General features: G+C 69.5%; 13 protein-coding genes. 8 read left to right on the top strand and 5 right to left on the bottom strand.

Translation table 11 applies throughout. The features are described from left to right. Window positions 1-210: 210 nt before the first annotated feature. Together DK389_RS06280 and DK389_RS06275 are read left to right on the top strand one after the other, a co-directional pair. Window positions 211-696, top strand: a complete 486-nt coding sequence (locus DK389_RS06280; protein WP_236960668.1) for a MarR family winged helix-turn-helix transcriptional regulator — start codon at window positions 211-213, stop codon at window positions 694-696. A gap of 115 nt (window positions 697-811) precedes the next feature. Further along, on the top strand, window positions 812-1,669 hold the full coding sequence (locus tag DK389_RS06275; RefSeq protein ID WP_194075166.1) for a class I SAM-dependent methyltransferase: 858 nt from the start codon (window positions 812-814) through the stop codon (window positions 1,667-1,669). A gap of 119 nt (window positions 1,670-1,788) precedes the next feature. Here the strand turns inward: DK389_RS06275 and DK389_RS06270 are convergent, their stop codons facing one another. Then, window positions 1,789-2,022: a hypothetical protein gene (locus tag DK389_RS06270; RefSeq protein WP_109888155.1), complete on the bottom strand. Its 234-nt coding sequence runs from the start codon at window positions 2,020-2,022 to the stop codon at window positions 1,789-1,791. A 120-nt stretch (window positions 2,023-2,142) separates the two neighbouring features. Then, on the bottom strand, window positions 2,143-3,360 hold the full coding sequence (locus DK389_RS06265; RefSeq protein ID WP_418292045.1) for an MFS transporter: 1,218 nt from the start codon (window positions 3,358-3,360) through the stop codon (window positions 2,143-2,145). Window positions 3,361-3,850: 490 nt separating this feature from the next. Between DK389_RS06265 and DK389_RS32105 the strand changes: the two genes are divergently transcribed. The 3 genes from DK389_RS32105 (at window position 3,851) to zwf (ending at window position 12,653) form a co-directional block, all read left to right on the top strand. Continuing rightward, window positions 3,851-8,377 carry a hypothetical protein gene (locus DK389_RS32105; RefSeq protein ID WP_162560528.1) on the top strand — a complete coding sequence of 1,509 codons (4,527 nt, stop codon included), beginning with the start codon at window positions 3,851-3,853 and terminating at the stop codon, window positions 8,375-8,377. After that, entirely contained in the window at window positions 8,374-11,070 is a 2,697-nt protein-coding gene (locus tag DK389_RS06255) for a calcium-binding protein (RefSeq protein ID WP_109888153.1), read from the top strand. The genes DK389_RS32105 and DK389_RS06255 overlap by 4 nt, the downstream gene beginning before the upstream one ends. A 119-nt stretch (window positions 11,071-11,189) precedes the next feature. After that, window positions 11,190-12,653 (top strand): glucose-6-phosphate dehydrogenase, encoded by a 1,464-nt coding sequence (zwf, locus tag DK389_RS06250; protein WP_236960665.1) that lies wholly within the window; start codon window positions 11,190-11,192, stop codon window positions 12,651-12,653. 317 nt (window positions 12,654-12,970) lie between these two features. On the opposite strand, the gene DK389_RS06245 is transcribed toward zwf, so the two are convergent. The 3 genes from DK389_RS06245 to DK389_RS06235 form a co-directional block, all read right to left on the bottom strand. Further along, window positions 12,971-14,572: a GNAT family N-acetyltransferase gene (locus DK389_RS06245; RefSeq protein WP_162560527.1), complete on the bottom strand. Its 1,602-nt coding sequence runs from the start codon at window positions 14,570-14,572 to the stop codon at window positions 12,971-12,973. A gap of 442 nt (window positions 14,573-15,014) precedes the next feature. Beyond that, entirely contained in the window at window positions 15,015-15,335 is a 321-nt protein-coding gene (locus DK389_RS06240; protein WP_109888148.1) for a hypothetical protein, read from the bottom strand. Continuing rightward, a complete protein-coding gene (locus tag DK389_RS06235) occupies window positions 15,332-17,647 on the bottom strand; it encodes an FdhF/YdeP family oxidoreductase (RefSeq protein WP_109888146.1) in 2,316 nt (771 codons plus the stop codon). Before DK389_RS06235 ends, DK389_RS06240 begins: the two co-directional genes overlap by 4 nt. A gap of 424 nt (window positions 17,648-18,071) precedes the next feature. Here DK389_RS06235 and DK389_RS06230 point away from each other — a divergent pair, with 424 nt between their 5' ends. The 3 genes from DK389_RS06230 (at window position 18,072) to DK389_RS06220 (ending at window position 19,986) form a co-directional block, all read left to right on the top strand. Beyond that, on the top strand, window positions 18,072-18,998 hold the full coding sequence (locus DK389_RS06230) for a hypothetical protein (protein ID WP_109888145.1): 927 nt from the start codon (window positions 18,072-18,074) through the stop codon (window positions 18,996-18,998). 281 nt (window positions 18,999-19,279) lie between these two features. Further along, a complete protein-coding gene (locus DK389_RS06225) occupies window positions 19,280-19,585 on the top strand; it encodes a hypothetical protein (RefSeq protein WP_109888143.1) in 306 nt (101 codons plus the stop codon). Next, complete coding sequence (locus tag DK389_RS06220) at window positions 19,582-19,986, top strand: hypothetical protein (RefSeq protein WP_109888141.1); 405 nt, start codon at window positions 19,582-19,584, stop codon at window positions 19,984-19,986. Before DK389_RS06225 ends, DK389_RS06220 begins: the two co-directional genes overlap by 4 nt. The last annotated feature ends 45 nt before the right edge of the window (window positions 19,987-20,031 follow it).

The raw sequence follows: 20,031 nt of genomic DNA, 5'->3' as shown, positions 1-20,031 counted from the left end.
ACCTGGCGGCGGATTCCAGGCTTCGGATCGCGCGGGCGGGGCGTTCACCCATTCATGATGAAGCGAGGAAGCGTGGCGTGGGCACCGCATCCCGGCCCCTCGGGGTCCGCGGTCCGGGCCTGTGCGGACCGATTTCGGCACCCGCCCGTTCCGTCATCGGATATGATCAGGGACCGGGTGGCCGCGCGCCATCCGCGCGGGAGCGTGACGGTGGTGCGATCGGCGAACGGGGACGCGATGGATCCGAGCCTGTGCAGCAATGCGCTGCTCCGGCAGGCGATGCGCAGCCTCGGCCAGATCTACGACGAGGCCCTGGCGCCGGCCGGCCTGCGGGCCACGCAGCACGGCCTCCTGGCGAATGTCGCCCGGATGGGCACGCCGACGATGGGCGAACTCGCCGACGCCCTCGTGATGGATCTGTCGGGCCTCGGGCACACCCTGAAGCCGCTGACGCGGGACGGCTATCTCCGCCTCGTCCCGGACGCGCGGGACCGGCGGGCCCGGCGGGTGATCCTGACCGATCTCGGGCGCGCGAAGCTCGGCGAAACCACGGCCCTGTGGCGCGGCGTGCAGGAGCGCTTCGAGGCGGCCTTCGGGCCGGAGCGCGCGGCGGAACTCCGCGCGGTGCACGCCGTTCTGGCCTCCCGCGCGTTCCGCGACCGCGTCGCGGCCGGGGCCGACCCGGCGGAAGGATAGGCTCCGCCCGGTTCGGGACGCCCGAACGCGCGACGAAGTCCTGGCGCAGATGATGCTTCGCGGAAGGCGGCCGACGATGCCGCCGGAGCGTATCGTGGCAGCCGCGGAGGACGGAATGGGGTTCAACCGACATCTGCGCAGGGTCGTCCCCTCGGCAGCGACGTTGACCTACAACCCCTTCTTCAAGTTCGCATCCGGTTTGATGGACATCATCCCGGCGCTGATTTTTCCTGATCTGCGCAAGATCCCGCCGAACTACATGCGCATCCGCGTCGGCGTCGGGAACAGCGTCTTCGCCAACCAGATCGGCTACCTGACGGCCGGCAAGAACTTCTGGCTCTACATGCTGGCGAACGGCTTCATCTCGCCGGCCTCGGTGATCGTGGACATCGGCTGCGGCTGCGGCCGGTTCGCCCATCACATCCGCGACTACGCCTTCAGCGGCGAGCGCTTCCAGGGCCATTACCACGGCATCGACATCGACGAGGAGATGCTCGCCTGGTGCCGGGCGAATTTCGACGCCGAGCGCTTCACCTTCATCAATTCGACGCATGAGAGCGCGACCTACCGGAACGCGACGGCGCGCAGCGGCGGCTTCGACCTGCCGATCGCGGACGCCTCGGCCGATCTCGTCTTCTCGACCTCGCTCTACACGCACCTGCTCCAGCCGGAGGTCGAGAACTACACGCGGGAAGCCTTTCGCGTGCTGAAGCCGGGCGGCGTGATGGCGATGTTCGTGTTCAGCATGGACCACCCGCCCAGTTCCTTCGGGGACCGGCACACCTTCCGGCACCGGATCGGGCAGGCCCATGTGGAGACGCTGGAGAATCCCGAGGCGGCGGTCGCGTATGACGAGGCGTACCTCGTCGCCCTCGCCCACGGGCTCGGCTTCACGCAGGTCCGGGTGATCGCGGTCGCGAACGGCGTCCAGCAGCTGCTCATCGCCCGAAAAGGCGCGACGGGTGCGCCGTGAGGCCGTGACGCCTCCCGCTTCGCCCGTCCGGCAGATCTCACGCCGCGTCGGCAATCCGGGCTGATCCGCCGAGGCCGGGCCCCGCGACCCGGCCCCTGGCGGGGCAGGCGGCCGCCGGCTCAGTACCGGCGGCGCGGCCGGTCATCGTCGTCGTCATCCTCGATGTCGCGCCGCCGCTGCTCGCGCCGCATCTCGCGGCGAGCCTCCTCGCGGTCGAGATCGCGCTCGCGCTCGCGGCGGCTGCGAAGGTCGATGCTCGGGCCGCCGGGACCGATGTCGATCGATTGCGCGCGTGACGGCGGTGCACCGCACAGGCCGATCATGATCAGCGATCCGGCAAGTAAGTACCTCATGGGGCGATCCCTCCTGGGCTCGACGGACCCGCATGGCGAAAGCCCGCCTGTCCCTGAGAGGCTAGGGGGATCGCGCCGGACGGCAACGGGTCGCCGGCTCACTTCACGCTGATCCGCCCTTTAGCCGGGCTGCTCGCAGGGGCGCGGATCGGCGCGGTCGGCCACGAGCGAGACGGCCCAGACCGCGAGCCCGCCGAGCGCCAGGGCGACGCCGACGAAGCCGGTCGCGGGCAGGCCGAGCCCGTGAGCGATGGCGAGGCCGGCGAGCCACGGGCCGAGGGCGTTCGCGAGGTTGAAGGCCGAGTGGTTGAGGGCGGCCGCGAGCGTCTGCGCGTCCTCCGCCACATCCATCAGCCGCGTCTGCAGAATGGTGGCGAGGCCGCCGCCGCAGCCGATCAGGAAGACGACGGGGGCGAGCGTCCAGAGGCTCCCGACCGCGAAGGGGTAGAGGGCCAAAGCCGCCGCGCTCCAGACGAGGGTGAGCCCCGCCGCCGGCATCAGGGCCCGGTCGGCCGCCCAGGCGCAGGCGAGGTTGCCCGCCGTGAGGCCGAGGCCGAACACGGCGAGCATGCCCGGGATCGCGGCGGGCGAGGCGTGCGTGACGGTGAGCATGGTGGAGGCGAGGTAGGTGTAGACGGAGAACAGGCCGCCGAAGCCGATCGCCCCGGTCGCGAGCGTCAGCCAGACCTGCCCGCGCCGGAGCGCCCCGAGTTCCCGCAGGGCGCTGGCGCCCGGAGCGGGGGCTCCGAGCGGCGCGAACAGGCGCACCAGGATCGCGGTGAGGAGCGCGAGCAGCGCCACGAGGCCGAAGCTCCAGCGCCAGCCGGCGAGCTGGCCGATGGCGTTGGCGAGCGGCACGCCGACGACCGTCGCGACGGTGAGGCCGGCGATGACGCGGGAGACCGCTTGGCTCCGCCGCTCGCGCGGGACGAGCGAGGCGGCCACCAGCGCCGCCACGCCGAAATAGGCGCCATGCGGCAGGCCGGCGAGGAAGCGGACGATCAGCATCGTGCCGTAGTTCGGCGCCAGGGCCGAGAGGCCGTTGCCGAGGGCGAACAGGACCATGAGGCAAACGAGGAGCGTGCGCCGCGCGATGCGCGCGGCCAGAACCGCGATCACGGGGGCACCGACCACCACACCGAGCGCGTAGGCGCTGATGACGTGGCCCGCGGTCGGCTCGTCGATCCGGAGGTCCGGAGCGAAATCCGGCAGGAGGCTCATCGCGGCAAATTCCGTCGTGCCGATCGCGAAGCCGCCCATGGCCAGCGCCAGCAGGACGAGGGTCGGGTGGCTCTCCGAAGCCGCGGCGCTCGCCGGAGGCACGGTGCGGCGGGGCAGGGGCTCGTTCGTGATCGCTCGGTCGCTCACTGCGCTGTCTCGCTCCGATCCTGCGGGTGCCCGGTGCGGGGCCTCGCCGGCCCAGCCGAGCTGTGCTGCACCTGCTCACTAAGACGCTGCGCTGCAACAAGCAGGCCGGGACATAGGTCCGGAGGAAGCGGGAGGCGAGGGCGCGGCGCTCGGCTCAGGTCTTCGCTCAAGACATGGCGCCGCCTGCCGCCTGCCGCCGGCTCCGGGTCCGGCCCGGGCCGGTTCGCGGCCGCGCCTTCGTCCCATCCCGCACGAAATCAACACAGATCGAGGATCGGACTTTGGTCTGAAAAAACATCCGACCTTAGTCCCGTATATGTCGGACTTTTCGACCTGAATTGATCAGCAGAAAAATTGTATCTGATCGTTACGAATACTGTCGTGTTCGGGAGGGGGCCGGTGGAATGGGCGAACGGCCCGTCCGCCGGACGAGGCGCATCGACGCCGGAGGCCGCTGGTCATGGTTACACTGACGCGCTGGGGCAACACGCTCACGGATCAACTCAACGGCTTCAAGGTGGCCCAGGCATCGGCCGTCGAGGACCAAGTCTCCGCCGCGGACAACGCGGGCGATTTCTTCGCGGTCGCCTACCGATCGACCGAGGCCGACGGCGCCACGAGCATCTGGCTGAAGGCGCTCAACGCCGGGGGCGGCCTGTTCGACCAGGGTCTCCTGAAGGTCAGCACCGGGCCGGGCATCGTGTCGCGACCGAGCGTGGCGGGCGCGGGCGACGGGTTCGCCGTCGCCTACGAATCGCGCTCGGCCGTGGGCGAAGCCGCCGACGTGAAGGTCCGCTTCGTCGGCGCGGTCGGGCTCGTGCCCGGCGAGCTGACCCTTGGCACGGCCGAGGACGACGACCACGGGGCCGTCGTCGGCGGGTTCCAGAACGCCCTCGAGACCGCCAACAAGACGGTCGACGCCAAGACCATCCTATCGACCGGCTTCAACGTCGCCTGGATCGCGACGCCGAAGACCCTGCCGGCTGGTGCGGATGCCCGCTACGGGGCGGTGAAGTTCCAGCGCTACGCCATCGACCCGACGAGCCCGGACGGCGTGAGCCCGAAGGCCGCGGGCCTCGACGGGCTGGTGGGTGGCGCGGACGGGGACGCGGTCCAGACGCTGGCCGCCAGCGGGCGCAATGTCGCCATGACCACGCTCCACGACGGCGAGAGCGTGATCGCCTGGATCGATTCCGCGAACCACGTGCGCTTCACGATCTTCGACGCCGACGGCTCGCAGAACGACATCCGCTTCAACCCGAACGCGGCGGGCGCCGGTGGGACGCTCGCCTCCGACGCGGCGGGGATGGCCGCCCTCGGCGACGCCATGCTCGGGACCGCCAGCGCGGCGAGCGGCCTCGTGATCGCGAACATCGCGGGCACGACCGATTTCGTGATCGCTTGGATCGAGAATGTGGGCGGGGTCAGCTCGGTCGTCGCGCAGGTCTTCGCGGCGGGCGTCAACGCCAACGCGTGGACCGTCGATGCGGCCCGCGAGATCCGCTACGACCTGCCCGCCGGCTTCGGCGGGACCTTCAGCATCGCCGGCCTCGGCGAGGGCACCTCGCAACTCGTCCTCACCTACGCGGTGACGAACGCCGACAGCACCACCGACGTGGTCTCGGTCGCCTTCGCGACGGACGGCACCCACACCGCCGCCGCGACGGTCTTTCAGGGCGTCACCAGCCCGGACGGTTTCGCCTCGACGGGCGTCGCCGGCGACCGCGCCGTCATCGTCGGCAGCAACGGCGACGTGACCGCGCAATTCCTCGACACCCGCGACTATCAGGGACCGCCTTTCTTTCAGGAGGGCGACCGCCACCGCGCGGACGGGCGCATCGACGCCAAGGTCGACACGATGATCGGCACGAGCTTCGACGACGACCTCCGCCCGGGACTCGCCGCCGACACCGTCTGGGCCGGCTCCGGCGACGACCTCATCGAGGGCAGCGTCGGCAGCGACGCCATCCACGGCGGCGCCAACGGCTCGAAGGGCGACACGGTCTGGTACACCGGCCTGCAGAGCGCCTACAGCGTCAAGAAGAACGCCGACGGCTCGGTCAGCGTCGCGCATAACGGCGGCACCGAGGGGCCGGACACGCTCTGGGACGTGGAACACATCGCCTTCAACGTGCACGTGAAGGCGGACGGCACCCTCGATCGCAGCCAGCAGACGGTCCTCGACCTCGCGACAGAGGTCCAGCCGCGGTCGGATTCCCCCTCGCGCTGGGGCAACACCAACGCCGACCTGAACGGCTTCCAAGTCGACCCGGCGACGGGCGCCCAGAGCCGGCCGGCCATCGCAGACAATTTCGGCGAGGTGTTCGGCGTCGCCTCTCTCGCCGGTACGGGTGCGGCCACGCAGGTGCGGCTCCAGCTCTACAACCACGACGGGACGCCGGACGCTTTCCTTCCCCTGCCGATGCGTCTCGACGACGGCGCCGGCACCATCAGCGCGGGTACTGGCGTCGCGCTCGTCGGCTGGGGCGACGGCTACGAGGCGGTCTGGGGCGAGGCGACGGCGGAGGGCGTGCGCCTCGCCGCCCGCTTCCTCGGCCCGGAGAGCATCATCGGCAACGAGGTCAAGCTCGGCCTCGGCGGCAACGCCGCGGCCGGTCAGGTGATCGACCAGCACAGCGTCGCGATGGCGGGCTACGAGAAAGTCGTCACCCTCGACGCCGCCGGCAAGCCGCTCGACGTGCGCACCGGCTTCAACATGCTCTGGGTCGAGACCGACCGCGCCGGCGCGAACGCGGCCGGCAACGGGACGGCCGGCCACGTCTACTTCCAGCGCTACGAGGTGCAGGCGAGCGCCGACGGCGCCTCCTTCCAGGAGCCGAAGGCCGCGGGCCTCGACGGGCAGGCCGACGCGACGATTGTGGAAGGGAGCGCCGGCGCGAGCCCGAACAACGCCGTCTTCGAGCTGACGAGCGGTGCGCTCGGGCGCGACCCGAGCGTCGCGGTCGCTCATGACGGCGAGAGCATCATCTCCTGGATCGAGCGCGACGGCACGGGGCAGGACCGCCTGCGCGTGCGCGTCCTCGACCAGACCGGCGCCTTCATCGAGGGCCTCGCCCTCCCGGACGGGGTCGCCGTGGCGAACGGGCAGCTTGCCCACGCGGTCGCGCTCGGCGCCGGCAATTTCGGCCTGTTCTGGGTCTCCGATCCCGGCAACGGCGATCTCGCCGTCCTCGGCCAGACCTTCGTCCTCGGCGGCGCGCCCGGCACCTTCGTGGCGGGCGAGATCGTCGAGGTGGGCCGGCTCGGCAAGGCGTCGGTCTCCGGCGGCGCGGGCTTCACGGGCGAGTTCAACGTGGTCGGCCTCGGCGAGGACAACGACGGCGGCGTCGTCACCTACAGCGTCATCGAGAACGGTGAGACCGCGATCAAGGCGCTCAACTTCGACGGCGGCGCCAACGGCTTCGGCCACGCCGTCACCCTCGACACCGCGACGGGGCAGACCGAGAAGGGCCACGGCATCGCGGGCCTCGTCAGCGACCGCGCCGTCGTCGTCTGGAACGAGGTCTCGGCCAACGACAGCGACATCAAGGTCCAGATCATCGATACCCGCGAGGGACCGCAGGAGATCTTCGGCGACCTCGTGCGGCCGGACGGGACGACGCAAGGACGCCGCGACCTCATCGTCGGCACCGTCAACGACGACTTCATCAACGGACAGGGCCTCGACGACACGATCCAGGCCGGGATGGGCAGCGACACCGTTATCGGCGGGGCCGGCAACGACCATCTCGACGGCGGGCGGGAGCGCCTCAGCGATACGCCCGGCCACGGCAGCGACGACGACGTGGCGGTCTATTCCGGCAACCGCGCTCAGTACTCGGTGACCCTGAACGGCGACGGCAGCCTCACCGTCAAGGACATGCGCAACCCGCGCGACCCCGCCACCAATGCGGGCCCGGACGGGCGCGACGTCGTCAAGGATTTCGAGCACCTGAAATTCGCCGACGCCACCGTCGCGGTGACGGACTTCCTGCCGCTCGCGCCGAACGCCTTCGCGCCGCCGACGCCGGACGGCACCTACGCGGTCCGGCCCTGGGGCCCGCGCGCCGACACGGGCGACTTCATCGTCAACGACGGCGCCCTGCGCGCGCCGGGCGGCGGCGCCATCGCCAATCCGAGGGCCGGTCTGCAGCACGATCCGGTCGCGGTCGCGATGCAGGACAATTACGCCTTCCTGTGGGTGGAGGACGAGGGTGCTTCCGCCCGCAGCCACCTCTACCTGAAGGCCTACACCTCGCTCGGCGACCCCGACGCCGCCTTCGGCATCGGCGCGGGCGCGGCGGGCGTCATCCGCCACGAGGTCGGTGACGGCAACGGCCTGATCGCCCACGTGGCGGCGAGCGTGGCGGGCGACCTCGGCGTGGCGGCAGCCTGGGAGGAGGCGGCAGGCGCCGGCGCGACGAGCCGGATCAAGGTCGGCTTCGTCTCGGCGCTCAGCGGCAATCTCGGCGAGATCGCGGTGCAGGACCATGGTACTGGCGCGCAGACCGGCGCGTCGGTCGCGGGCTACGAACTCCTCGACGTCAACAACAAGACCGCCGAGTTCGGCTTCAACGTCGCCTACGGCCAGGGCGGACGGATCTACGTCGACCGCTTCGTGCTGCAGACCGGCACTGCGGGCCCGGAGGTCCTGCCCGCGGGCAGCCTCGGCAGCTCGGTCGATCTCGGCCTCGGCACGGGCGCCTCGACCGCGATGCTGCATGACGGCCAGCTCGTGACGAGCTGGATCGACGATCAGGGCCGCGCCCAGTACGCGATCCTCGATCCCGCGCGGATCGGCACGGGCGCCGACCCGGTCCTCGCCCGGTCGCCCCGGGGGGCGACGGGGCGGCGGTCGCCCAGGCGATCGTCGGCGTCGGCTTCACCTTCATCCTGGTCAAGCAGGGCGCGGGCGGGCTCGTCACGGCGACGATCCACAATGCCACCGGCGACCCGCTCGGCAGCCTCGACGCGCCGCTGGCGTTGACGGGCCTGCCCGCGGGCGCGACCTTCCAGGTGGTGCCCACCGCCGCCGAGCAGGGCTTCGCGATCTACTGGTACGACGCGACCGCCCATCAGGTGAAGGGCCAGGTCTACGACGCGGCCGGCATCCATCTCGGCGCCACCTTCGACGCCTTCCCGGACGGCTCCACAACCCTCGGCGTCCCGGGCGTCGACCCGAGCTTCTCCTTCTCGGTCGCGGGACTGGAGGACGGGCGCCAGATCGTGGCGGCCGAGGGCGCCGCCGCGGCCGGCGCCACCGAGCAGGACATCGTCGGGCAGATCCTCGACACCCGACAGCCCGGCAACCTGATCATCGGGCCCCGCGAGGGCGCCCCGCGCGATGTGATCAGCGGCACGGCGGGCGACGACATCATCGACGGGCGCGCGCTCGCCGACGAGCTGCACGGCGCGGGCGGCAACGACCTGATCCTCGGCGGCAGCGAGAACGACCTCCTGTTCGGGGACACCGGCGACGACATCCTGATCGGCGGCAGCGAGAACGACACGCTCTCGGGCGGGGACGGGGACGACCTCCTCATCGGCGGGTTCGGGATCGACGACCTCGACGGGAATGGGGGCAGCGACACGGTCTCGTATCGCGGCGAGGTGGCGCGCTTCCTGATCGACCTCCTCGGTGGCCCGACGCCCGCGGACGGTACCACGCGCTCGAACCGCGACCCGAACACCGGGGCGACGAACGCGGCCTTCCAGGTCGAGGACACCCTTCACAACGTCGAGAACGCGGTGGGCGGCGAGGCGGCGGACGAGATCCGCGGCACGAACGGCGCCAACCTGCTCGAGGGCCGGGGCGGCGACGACATCCTCGACGGCCGCCTCGGCGACGACACGGCCGTCTTCAGCGGCAGGCGCGCCGACTACGACATCACCCAGGATGCGGGCGGCACCGTCATCGTCAAGGGCGCCCGCGGCGACGGGCTCGCGGACGGCAGGGACACGGTCTCGAACGTGGAGCATTTCCGCTTCACGGACGGCGACTTCACGGTGCAGCAGCTCTTCAACACGAATACAGGCGGCGGAGGCACCGGCACGCCGAAGATCGCCTTCGGCACGAGCAGCCCGAGCGTCCTGGAGAATGCCGAGCACGCCACCATCACCACGCTCACCCCCAGCGGCTTCACGACCGGCACCCCCATCCTCAGCCTCGTGAGCAATCCGGGCGGCCTCTTCGCGATCGAGAACGGCACCCTCGTCGTGGCACCCGGCAAGGCCCTCGATTACGAGACGGCCCGGACCTACAGCCTGGTGATCCAGGCCCGCACCGCCGACGGCACCACGGCGACCGCGACGCTCAACCTCGCGGTCGGCGACGTGAACGAGGCGCCGACGATCGTCACCGCCACCGGCACCGGCACGAACGGCGCCCTGACGGTCTTGGAGAATGCAGCCGGCGGCACCCTCGTCGCCAAGCTCGCGACGAACGATCCGGATGTCGGGGACAGCCTCGTCTACGCGGTCGGCGGGGCCAACGCGGCCCTGTTCCAGATCGTCGGCAACGAGCTTCAGGTGAAGGCCGGCGCCCTGATCGACTACGAGACCGGCCCGCGCAGCCTGAGCGTCGACGTCACGGTCCGCGACGGGGCCGGCCACACCCTGACCCAGACCTTCGGCAACATCGCGGTCGGCAACGTCTCGGGCAGCTTCACCGGCACGGCGGCGAACGAGACTTTCCCGGGCACCTCCGAAGAGGACACGATCCGCGCGGGCGGCGGCAACGACGTGCTCAACGGGCAGGCCGGCGACGACCAGCTGTTCGGCGAGGCCGGCACCGACCGGCTCGACGGCGGCCTGGGCGCCGACCGGATGGACGGGGGCGCCGGCAACGACACCTTCGTGGTCGACAATGTCGGCGACGTGGTCATAGAGGGGGCGAACGGCGGCACCGACACGGTCGAGTCGTCGATCAGCTTCAGCATCGCCGCCCTGCCGAACGTCGAGAACGTGACGCTGACGGGGACCGCCAACATCGACGCCACCGGCAATGGCGGCCAGAACGTGCTCATCGGCAATGCCGGCGACAACGTCCTCGACGGCGGGGGCGACCGCGACGCCATGACCGGCGGCAACGGCAACGACACCTACGTCGTCGACAACACCGGCGACGTCGTCACCGAGACGAACGCGAACGCCGCGGGCGGGATCGACACCGTGCTCGCCTCCGTGAACTACCGGCTCACCAGCAACGTCGAGAACCTGATCCTGACGGGCTCTGCCCAGACCGGCCAGGGCAACGCGCTCGCCAACGAGTTGCGCGGCAACGCCCAGAACAACACACTCGACGGGGACCTCGGCAACGACAGGCTGTTCGGCCTCGGCGGCAGCGACACGCTGCGCGGCGGGGAGGGCAACGATATCCTGGCCGGCGGGGCGGGCAACGACACGCTGACCGGCGGCAACGGCAACGACGTCTTCGCTTTCGAGATCGGGACCGGGCGGGACACGGTGACGGATTTCCGCAACGGGCAGGACCGGGTCGACGTCAGCGCCTTCCTGCACACGGGCGGCGAACTCAACGCCTACCTCGCCGTCGCCAGCAACGTGCGCGCGGTGAACGGCGGTGTCGAGTTGCATCACGTCGTGGGCAGCGTGGACGACGTCATCGTGCTGACTGGCGTCACGCGGGCGCAGATCGACGCGAGCGACTTCCTGATCGGGTAGCCGGCGGAGGGCGGGAGCCGGTGCGGACCCCGCCCTCCCGCCAGACCATATTCCCATTTCCGCCGCTTTGGCGTGGCACTCCGGTTGCTTGCCCGTTCACAGCGGCGGAGGGGATGCCCGTGCGAAAGATTCCTCCCGGGGTCGGGCCGAAATTCCCGCAGGTGGTGGTCCTCGTCGGCGCCACCGGCGACCTGTCGCGGCGCAAGCTCCTGCCGGGGCTGTTCCATCTCTGCAGCGCGGGCTTCATTCCCGCGTGCCGGATCGTCGGCGTCTCCCTCGACGATCTCGACGCGGCCGCGTTCCGGCGCCTCGCCCGGGAGGCTGTCGACCTCTTCTTCGTCCGTCCCGTCGACGAGGCGGCCTTCGCCGCCTTCGCGGAGATGCTCGACTACGTGCCGCTCTCCGGCGGCGCCCCGGCGCTCAAGGACGCGGTCGAGCGGGCGGAAGCCGCGATCGGCGCCGAGAGCCGGCGCCTGCACTACCTCAGCGTCCCGCCCGCGGCCGCCCTCCCGGTCGTGCGCCTCCTCGGCGAGGCCGACCTCGTCGCGCGCTCGCGGATCATCATGGAGAAGCCGTTCGGGACGGACCTCGAGAGCGCGCGCCTCCTCAACCGGAAGCTCCACGAGGTCTTCCCCGAGGACCAGATCTTCCGGATCGATCACTTTCTCGGCAAGGAGCCGGCGCAGAACATCCTCGCGTTCCGCTTCGCCAACGGCCTGTTCGAGCCGATCTGGAACCGCAACTTCATCGACCACGTGCAGATCGACGTGCCCGAGACCCTCGGGCTCGGGCAGCGCGGCGCCTTCTACGAGGCGACGGGGGCCTATCGCGACATGGTGGTGACCCACTTGTTCCAGATCCTCGGCTTCATGGCGATGGAGCCGCCGACCTCGCTCGAGCCGCTGCCGATCAGCGAGGAGAAGAACAAGGTCTTCCGCAGCATGGTGCCGATCGAGCCGCGCGACGTCGTGCGCGGGCAGTACAACGGCTACCGCGCGGAGGAGGGCGTCGATCCGGAATCGGACACCGAGACCTTCATCGCGCTCAAATGCGCGATCGACAATTGGCGCTGGGCCGGGGTGCCGTTCTTCCTGCGCACCGGCAAGCGCCTCGCGGAGGGTCAGCGCATCATCTCGATCGCCTTCCGCGAGCCGCCGAAGAGCATGTTCCCGGTGGGCTCCGGCGTCGGCGCGCAGGGGCCCGACCACCTCACCTTCGACCTCGCGGACGCGACCAAGATGTCGCTCTCCTTCTACGGCAAGCGCCCCGGCCCCGGCATGCGGCTCGACAAGCTGAGCCTGCAATTCGCCATGCGCGACACCGGGATGCTCGGCGAGGTGCTGGAAGCCTACGAGCGACTGATCCTCGACGCGATGCGGGGCGACCACACGCTGTTCACCACCGCCGACGGCATTGAGCGCCTGTGGGAGGTCTCGACGCCGCTCCTCGAAGCGCCGCCGCCGGTGCGCCTCTACGAGCCGGGCTCCTGGGGGCCGAAATCGATCCATCAACTCGTGGCGCCCCACGCCTGGCGCCTGCCGTTCGAGCGCTCGTGGCGCGACCCGGACGCGCACGGGGGATAGGGTTTTCACCGTCGATCAGCTCGATTGTCTGAATGTCCGGATCGGGCGGGAACAGGACCCTTGAGCCGGCACGAGCCGATGTCCGCTTCGGAAGATGCCGGCGACCGCCACCGAGCGGCCGGGACGGGCACAAAGCCGAACGGCTGACTTCGGTATCCGGCCTGCCACGCGCACTGATCGACTCGAGACGCGCGTTGACAGCATGGCCGGTCGTGACTGTCACACCCGAGCAGGCTCAGATCGATTGTGGGCCTGAAATCGGTGACATCCTGTGGCCCCAGATGAGGCCACATCTTTCGAGAGATGGCCGCTCGACGTCATCCATTCGCACGGTCGACATGGATGAAGCCGTACTGCTCCAGGAATCTGGCCGCTCCATCGTCGCGCCTCTCAAGATGTACGAACACATCCTGTGAAGACGCGAACTGCTTCGCGTCGTGGAGTCTCTGTGACAGGGACAGCACGCGGACGTTCGGAGCCAACGCCTCGGTCACATTGTAGGTCTCCCAAAAATGCCAAGCCTGGCCGCGGCCCCGCATCATGCCGGGAGGGGCCGATCTGTCGCTGGCAACCCACGAGCAGTGAAGCAGAATGCCGCGGTTCGCGTAAGTGTACATGCGCGCACCGGCCTCAAGAAGACGGAGAGCCTCAGCTAAAAACTCACACTCCATCTCACGGCGCGAATAACGCACTTTCGGAAGAAGAAGATCGCTCAGGCAATTCACTCTCAAGGAGACCGTGGGTACCGAGATCGGAGGGAGCGGAGGTGTGTCCCTGCTGTGATAAATGATTTTCTTCTTCGAGGAAGCTAAGTGGAACAGATTTGCAGACAGGCTGAAACGTCGTCGCAGCGCCTTCGCTCTGGAGGTGGCGACCGGTCCCAACATATGCTTGGCTGAGCCCAGGAGGCCGTGCCGCATGACGCCGAGATAGTAATCGAAGCCGTCGAAAGATATTTCAAGTATGGACGCTTCATCGAACCGGGAGGCGAAACGGCTCTTATATTCATCCCCGCCAGCGGTAAGGTCGAAGTAAGAGAAGTTTTCTTGTGCTAGCTGCTTCGCGAGATACAAGATTAGCAACTTGCCGGGTGAGTGCTCAGAAAAAAATGGCGAGTGACAAATGATCCCGAGAGATACACTCGAACGGCTGATCGGTCCGATGTGTACTGCAATGGGAGCATCGCCGAGCATCAAGGCGGATGCGTGAATCAGCCCGGTCTTTTCCAAGAGGCCAAGCCAGAACTCCTTCTTATGAGGATCGTCTCGAAAGGGAAATGTCCGATTGATGGCGCCTTGCCGAAGATCGCAGAAATCAGCAATGGAGCCTATGAATGGCTCCAGATCCTGACGCTTCGATATCCGAGTAAATTTGAGTTCCGCGATCTTCTTAAGGCGGTTGATGCGACTTCTATTGCTTTTTTTTCGAAGCGATGCGTTGATCTGGCTCTCTGTCACAGTCTCGAGCAAGGGGCGCTTGACGACCGTTCGCTTGGTGCTCACCCCTCTGGTTCGTGCATGCGAAATCCAGCTCATCGGTGTGCGATCGGGGACGTATTGCAGGCGGATGTACTTGCCCGGAAACTGTTCTCGTAGGATGGAGAGTGCCCCGAGAATAAAAGTGTCCGAACTGGATGGTCGTGCGAGCCATACCTGATATTCGGCTTGGCAAGCTCCCGCATGCACAAGAGACTTTCCATCGCTGGATATCGCCAGCGCCAATAGTCCGGCGAGACGACCTTCCCCAGTCTCATGGAGGACGAAAAGAGGCTCGAAACAGTTGGAATAAATCTCAAACCACGTGCTGATATAGTTATAGGATTGGCACGCCGTTGCCCAGGGACATGCATCGGCAAGCGCATCCCATTCTTCCTGAAAGCAGCTGTCGCGCAGCAGATTTGCGGCCTCTTGTCCGCGCACGATCCGAATGCAATGATCAGGCCGATCCAGATCTGAATTTATCATAAAATATGCTCAGCGTGGCCCGACGATCTGGTATTTGCGGGCACAGTATGATCATAAATTATCCAATATCGTTGCTGTGGCAAGGTGACGCGGGTGAAATGTTCGTTTCTCGACTGTGCAGTATCATCCCGCTCACGATCGTCTATTGTGAGGTAGCACCAAATCGTGATCGAAAAGTGGACTGGCGTCGGGATTAAATTTCAAACCTCGCGTCAGAGCGCGCTTGACCTGAACCTTCACGTCGCGCGGGATCGGAGTCCTGCGCGTGAGCGCACGCGCCCAAACGCTCCCCTGTCGCGTGGCGCCGATTGGCCCGTCCTGCATGCGTGGCGCGATCTGAGCGGATGATACTGCGTCTGCGGGCTATCACGCGGGTCTGGCCGTGTCCGTTCGCCTCTCAGGCCGGGGGGCCCCCGAGCAGCGCCTCGCCGGCCGCGCTGAGGCCGTAGCGCGTGCGTTGCGTGCGCGCGTCGCGGCCCGCGAGCGCCAGCAGGGCCGCCGGCCCGGCGAGCGTCGCCAGCGCCCGCAGGACGAGCGCGTGCGCCACCCCGAAGATCCGCGCGAAGGTCCGGCTGTCGGCCGCGAGGCCGAGCCGGAGCCCCGCCAGGATCCCGGCCTCGAGACGCGCGAGGTCGGGCCGCAGGTCGGCGATCCGGTCGGTCTCGGCCAGGAACGTCTGCGCGAGGAAGGTCTCGGCGTCGGCGGGCGGGGCGCTCATGCGGCCCTCGCCCGCGGGCGGACCCGCACCAGCACCGATTTCGAGGTCGGCGTGTCCGAGTGCTCGCCGAAGCTCGACAGGGGCACCAGCACGTTGAGCTCGGGATAGTAGCCGGCCAGGCTCCCCCGCGGCATGTCGAAGGGCACGAGGCGGAAATCCTCGGCCACCCGCTCGATCCCGTCCGCGTGCGCGCAGACGAGATCGACCCGCTCGCCGGCGCGGGCGGTGAGGGCGGCGAGATCGTCCGGATGGGCGAAGACCACCTGGCGCTCGCCGTAGACGCCCCGGTAGCGGTCGTCGAGGCCGTAGATCGTGGTGTTGTACTGGTGGTGCGAGCGGAAGGTCTGGAGCACGAAGGTGTCGTCCGTCGCGCCCGCGCGCTGGTGCTCGGTCTCCTGCGGCAGCGGATCGGCCGAGAACGACGCCCGCGCGCCCGGCGTGTCGAAGACCCGCTCGGCCGCGAGGTTGCGCAGCCTGAAGCCGCGCGGGCGCCGCACGCGCTCGTTGAAGCGCGCGAAGCCCGGGATCGTGTCGGCGATGAGGTCGCGGATCCGGTCGTAATCGTCGGCGAGCGCCGCCCATTCGACCCGCTCGGAACCCACCGTGGCGGCCGCCATCCCGGCGATGATGCCGATCTCCGAGCGCAGCTCCGGCGAGGCCGGCCTGTTGATGCCGCCCGAGCCGTGGACCATGCTCATCGAATCCTCGACGGTCACGATCTGGGTCCTGCCGCGGCTGTTGCGGTCGATCTCGGTGCGGCCGAGGCAGGGCAGGATGTAGGCGATCTGCCCCGGCAGCAGGTGCGAGTGGTTGAGCTTGGTCGCGATGTGGACGGTCAGGCGGCACCCGGCGAGCGCCCGCGCCACCACGGCACTGTCCGGCGTGGCGCGGGCGAAGTTGCCGCCCAGCCCGATGAAGGCCTTGGCCGAGCCGTCGAGCATCGCCCGGATCGCCGCGAGCACGTTGTGGCCGTCCCGGCGGGGCGCCGCGAACCCGGAGCGGGCCTCCAGCGCATCGAGGAGGGCGGAGGGCGGCCGCTCGTTGATGCCGACCGTGCGGTCGCCCTGGACGTTCGAGTGGCCGCGCACGGGGCAGAGGCCGGTGCCGGGGCGCCCGATATGCCCACGCAGGAACATCACGTTGGCGATCTCGCGGATCGTCGCGACGGAGTGGCGGTGCTGCGTCACGCCCATCGCCCAGGTGGCGATGACCCGGTCGGCTCCGAGATAGACCTCGGCCGCCGCCTCGATCTCGTCCCGCGTCAGGCCCGACTGGTCGAGGATCGCCGCCCAGGCGGTCGCCGCGACGGCATCCCGGTACGCCTCGAAGGCGGAGGTGTGCTGGCCGAGGAAGGCGTGGTCGAGGAGCGACGGGCGGCCCGCCGCGATCTCGGCCTCGTCCCGCGCGAGGACCACCTTGGCGATGCCGCGGAAGACGGCCATGTCGCCGCCGAGACGGGGCTGCAGGTAGTGGCTCGCGATCGGCCGGCTCGCGCCGCGCAACATCTCCACGGTGTTCTGCGGGTCGGCGAAGCGCTCGAGCCCCCGCTCGCGCACCGGGTTCAGTACGACGACGCGGGCACCCCGCTCGGCGGCGCGGCGCAGGTCGCCGAGCATCCGCGGATGGTTGGTGCCCGGGTTCTGCCCGACCACGAAGATAGCGTCGGCCTTCTCGAAATCCTCCAGCAGCACCGTGCCCTTGCCGACGCCGATGGCCGCCTGGAGAGCGATGCCGCTCGCCTCGTGGCACATGTTCGAACAATCGGGGAAGTTGTTGGTGCCGTAGTGGCGGGCGAAGAGCTGATACAGGTAGGCCGCCTCGTTCGAGGCGCGGCCCGAGGTGTAGAACTCGGCCTGGTCCGGATGGTCGAGCCCCCGCAGGGTCGCGCCGATCTCGGCGAAGGCCTCCTCCCACGCCACCGGCCGGTAGCGGTCGCTGACCGCGTCGTAGCGCATCGGGTGGGTGAGGCGGCCCTCGCCCTCCAGCGCGTAATCGGTCCAGCCACGCAGCTCCGTGACGGTGTGGCGGGCGAAGAAGGCCGGCGGCGTGCGCTTGTCGGTGGCTTCCCAGGAGACGGCTTTCACGCCGTTCTCGCAGAACTCGAAGGAGGAGCCGTGCTCCGGGTCGCCCCAGGCGCAGCCGGGGCAGTCGAACCCGTCCGGCTGGTTGGCGCTCAGCAGGGCGCGGGCGCCGGAGAGCGGCGCGCGGCTGCCGAGGAGATGCCGGCCGCAGCTCTTGAGGGCACCCCAGCCGCCCGCGGCGGAGGAGCGCTTCGGGGACGACGAGCGCTTGGGGGAAGAAGACCGATCCATCGGACGTGCGGCTCCCGGAATTCGCGACCCTCGAACCGGCACGCGCGGACGGGCCGGCGCGTGCGGGCGCGCCGAGCAAACCCTTGCGGGACCTCGCGTATCCGGAGCCTCCGCGGCCCTCCGCTCCTCGACCGGGAGCGGGCGCGCGTCAGCAAAGCAGGGATAGCATCTCCCGCGCTGCGTTGGGCCGCCGTTTCACTGCCGCCGAGGTATGGGTGTCATGCATGGCTCGCGCAGCTTTGCGGTCGAGTCATCGGCTGAGGTGATGGCTGGCATGCCAGCCTGCGGCCCGCGACGACGCCCCCGCATCCTCCCAAAGGGGTAGCTCGGATGATCGCGTCGTGGCCGTTCTCAACTTGCGGTAAAGATTCCTGAGCTGGGCCACGATCGATGCCGGCCCGCTCCGCACCTGTCGGGAGGCCTCATGCGCATGATCGTCCGGGCACTTCTGTCGGCCGGCCTCCTGGTCCCGTTCGCGGGTCCGGCGACGAGCGTCCGGGCCGAGGACGTCCCCAAATCCACCGCCGACCTCCTGGCGGAGTACCGGGCCCGCCTCAACCTCGATCCGCTGCCCGGAGCGCCGTCGCAGGCGAAGGTCGATCCGGCGCCCGAGACCCGGCGCTCGGCGCCGCTCGACCTGACGGCGATGCCGGAATCCATACCGAACATGGAGACGGTCTCGGCCTATCAGCGCCGGGCCCAGAAGAAGCTCGACGAGTCGGAGCGGAGCTGGAAGCGCATCACGAGCTCGATCTGCGCGGGCTGCGGGACCTCGGTCCCCCCGGTCCGGTCCGTCACGGTCAATCCGAGCGCGGTCCTCGCCCGGCGGCTGCCGCCCTCCGAGCCGGCGGTATCGTCGGCGGAGCTGCGCGTCAGCCCGATGAGCAGGGCCGTCACCGATGTGGCGGCCGGCGACGGCCCCGGGCGCGCCGCGCCGAAGGCCGATCGCGTCGCCGACGCGCAACCGGTCGCGACCGGCACCGTCGCGGCGGCGAAGGCGGCCCGTCCGGCGCGCGTCGCGGCCGCTCCCGTGAAGCGGATCCGCCACGCGCAGCTGCGCCGCCATCACCTCACCCGCAAGCAGCTCGCGGCCCGGGCCGCGCGGCGCGCCCGGCTCGCGATGCTGCGCTCCGCCCGCCGGCAGAAGCAGGTCACGCCGGCGCGGCACCGCTACGTCGCGCGGCTTCGCCAGGCGCGGGCCGTCGCCGCCGCGCATCGGCGCTTCGTGTCGCTCGGCGCGGCGCGCAAGCACACGGGGGTTGCCACGCTCCCGCGCCGGCTCTGCACCTTCAGCTACGGCTTCCTGCCGGGCTTCGGGACGCAGTATGCCATGTGCGTCGCGGCCCGCTGACGCCCGACGCATCGACGCCCACCGGCGCGGCCGCACCGTGCCCCATCGACCTCGCGCCGACCGAGCCGACATGAGCGGCACGGGCGGCGCTTGATCGCGTCCCGATCCATCCGCATCCTCGCCGCGCCGCCGCGCCTAATCCCGCTGGCTTGCAAAAAACTTCGCACTCGCTGCGACGCACAACACTTTTCCGATTGACACGCAGCTCCTCTTGGCAGGATATTTCTCTGCAAGAATGGCTGGTTCCTAAAAGGAACTGGCGCTTTGGGAGGGACGCGTGCATGTCGCACCAGGATCCCCGCGTCGGCCGGATGTTCCGGCGCGACTGCATGGCAGCCGTCGGCGCGGTTGCCGCCGTCTGGCTGATCTACGGCTTCACGTTCTGGATGATGCGTCCGGCCTTCGCGGCCTCGGACATCACCGGCCTGATGATCGGGCTCGGTGTCTGCGTCGTGTTCCTCAACACCGCGGCGGTGCTGGCCATGGTCCGGCACTACGGTGAGGATCGGGCCGCGATCTACGGCACAGACATCTACTATCTCGACCGCCTCCGTCAGGCGCGCCGCGAGCAGGGAGTTCAGCCATGAGCCGCGAGCCCTACGAGCCGCCGACCCAGCCGGTCGCGGGCCAGATCTTCGACGCGCTCCTGATGCTCGTCCTCGTCTTCATCACGCTCTACCTGCCGCTGCTGTTCAAGCTGGCGGGCGCGGGCACCACGACGACCGAGTTCCCGAACCCGACCTGGGAGAGCCTCGGCCAGAACGCCACCATGGCGGCCCAGTGGGAGAAGCTCGGCTACGCGCCCGAGAAAGCCGCCGCCATCATCGGCACGCGCTTCGACTACGCGTTCAACTGGACGGCGGTGGCCATCACGGGCCTGATCATCGTCGGGTACTTCGTCTTCATGTTCCGGTACTCGGACCGGCAGTACCGCGACGTGATCGCGGAGCGCTTCGGCGACGGCACGACGCCCTCCCGCAAAGCCTGACGCCTCACAGGGCCGCCCGCGAGCGCGGGCGCGCCGCTTCGACAC

It is taken from the genome of Methylobacterium durans, from assembly GCF_003173715.1.
In the GTDB taxonomy this organism is placed as follows: Bacteria; Pseudomonadota; Alphaproteobacteria; order Rhizobiales; family Beijerinckiaceae; genus Methylobacterium; species Methylobacterium durans.
This window is presented reverse-complemented; position numbering and strand designations above follow the sequence as displayed.

Excerpts from the sequence above, each read along its gene's own strand:
- DK389_RS06235 (WP_109888146.1), bottom strand. The coding sequence starts at position 17,647 with ATGGATCGGTCTTCTTCCCCCAAGCGCTCGTCGTCCCCGAAGCGCTCC.
- DK389_RS06220 (WP_109888141.1), top strand. The coding sequence starts at position 19,582 with ATGAGCCGCGAGCCCTACGAGCCGCCGACCCAGCCGGTCGCGGGCCAG.
- DK389_RS06275 (WP_194075166.1), top strand. The coding sequence starts at position 812 with ATGGGGTTCAACCGACATCTGCGCAGGGTCGTCCCCTCGGCAGCGACG.
- DK389_RS06225 (WP_109888143.1), top strand. The coding sequence starts at position 19,280 with ATGTCGCACCAGGATCCCCGCGTCGGCCGGATGTTCCGGCGCGACTGC.
- DK389_RS06230 (WP_109888145.1), top strand. The coding sequence starts at position 18,072 with ATGCGCATGATCGTCCGGGCACTTCTGTCGGCCGGCCTCCTGGTCCCG.
- DK389_RS32105 (WP_162560528.1), top strand. The coding sequence starts at position 3,851 with ATGGTTACACTGACGCGCTGGGGCAACACGCTCACGGATCAACTCAAC.
- DK389_RS06240 (WP_109888148.1), bottom strand. The coding sequence starts at position 15,335 with ATGAGCGCCCCGCCCGCCGACGCCGAGACCTTCCTCGCGCAGACGTTC.
- DK389_RS06270 (WP_109888155.1), bottom strand. The coding sequence starts at position 2,022 with ATGAGGTACTTACTTGCCGGATCGCTGATCATGATCGGCCTGTGCGGT.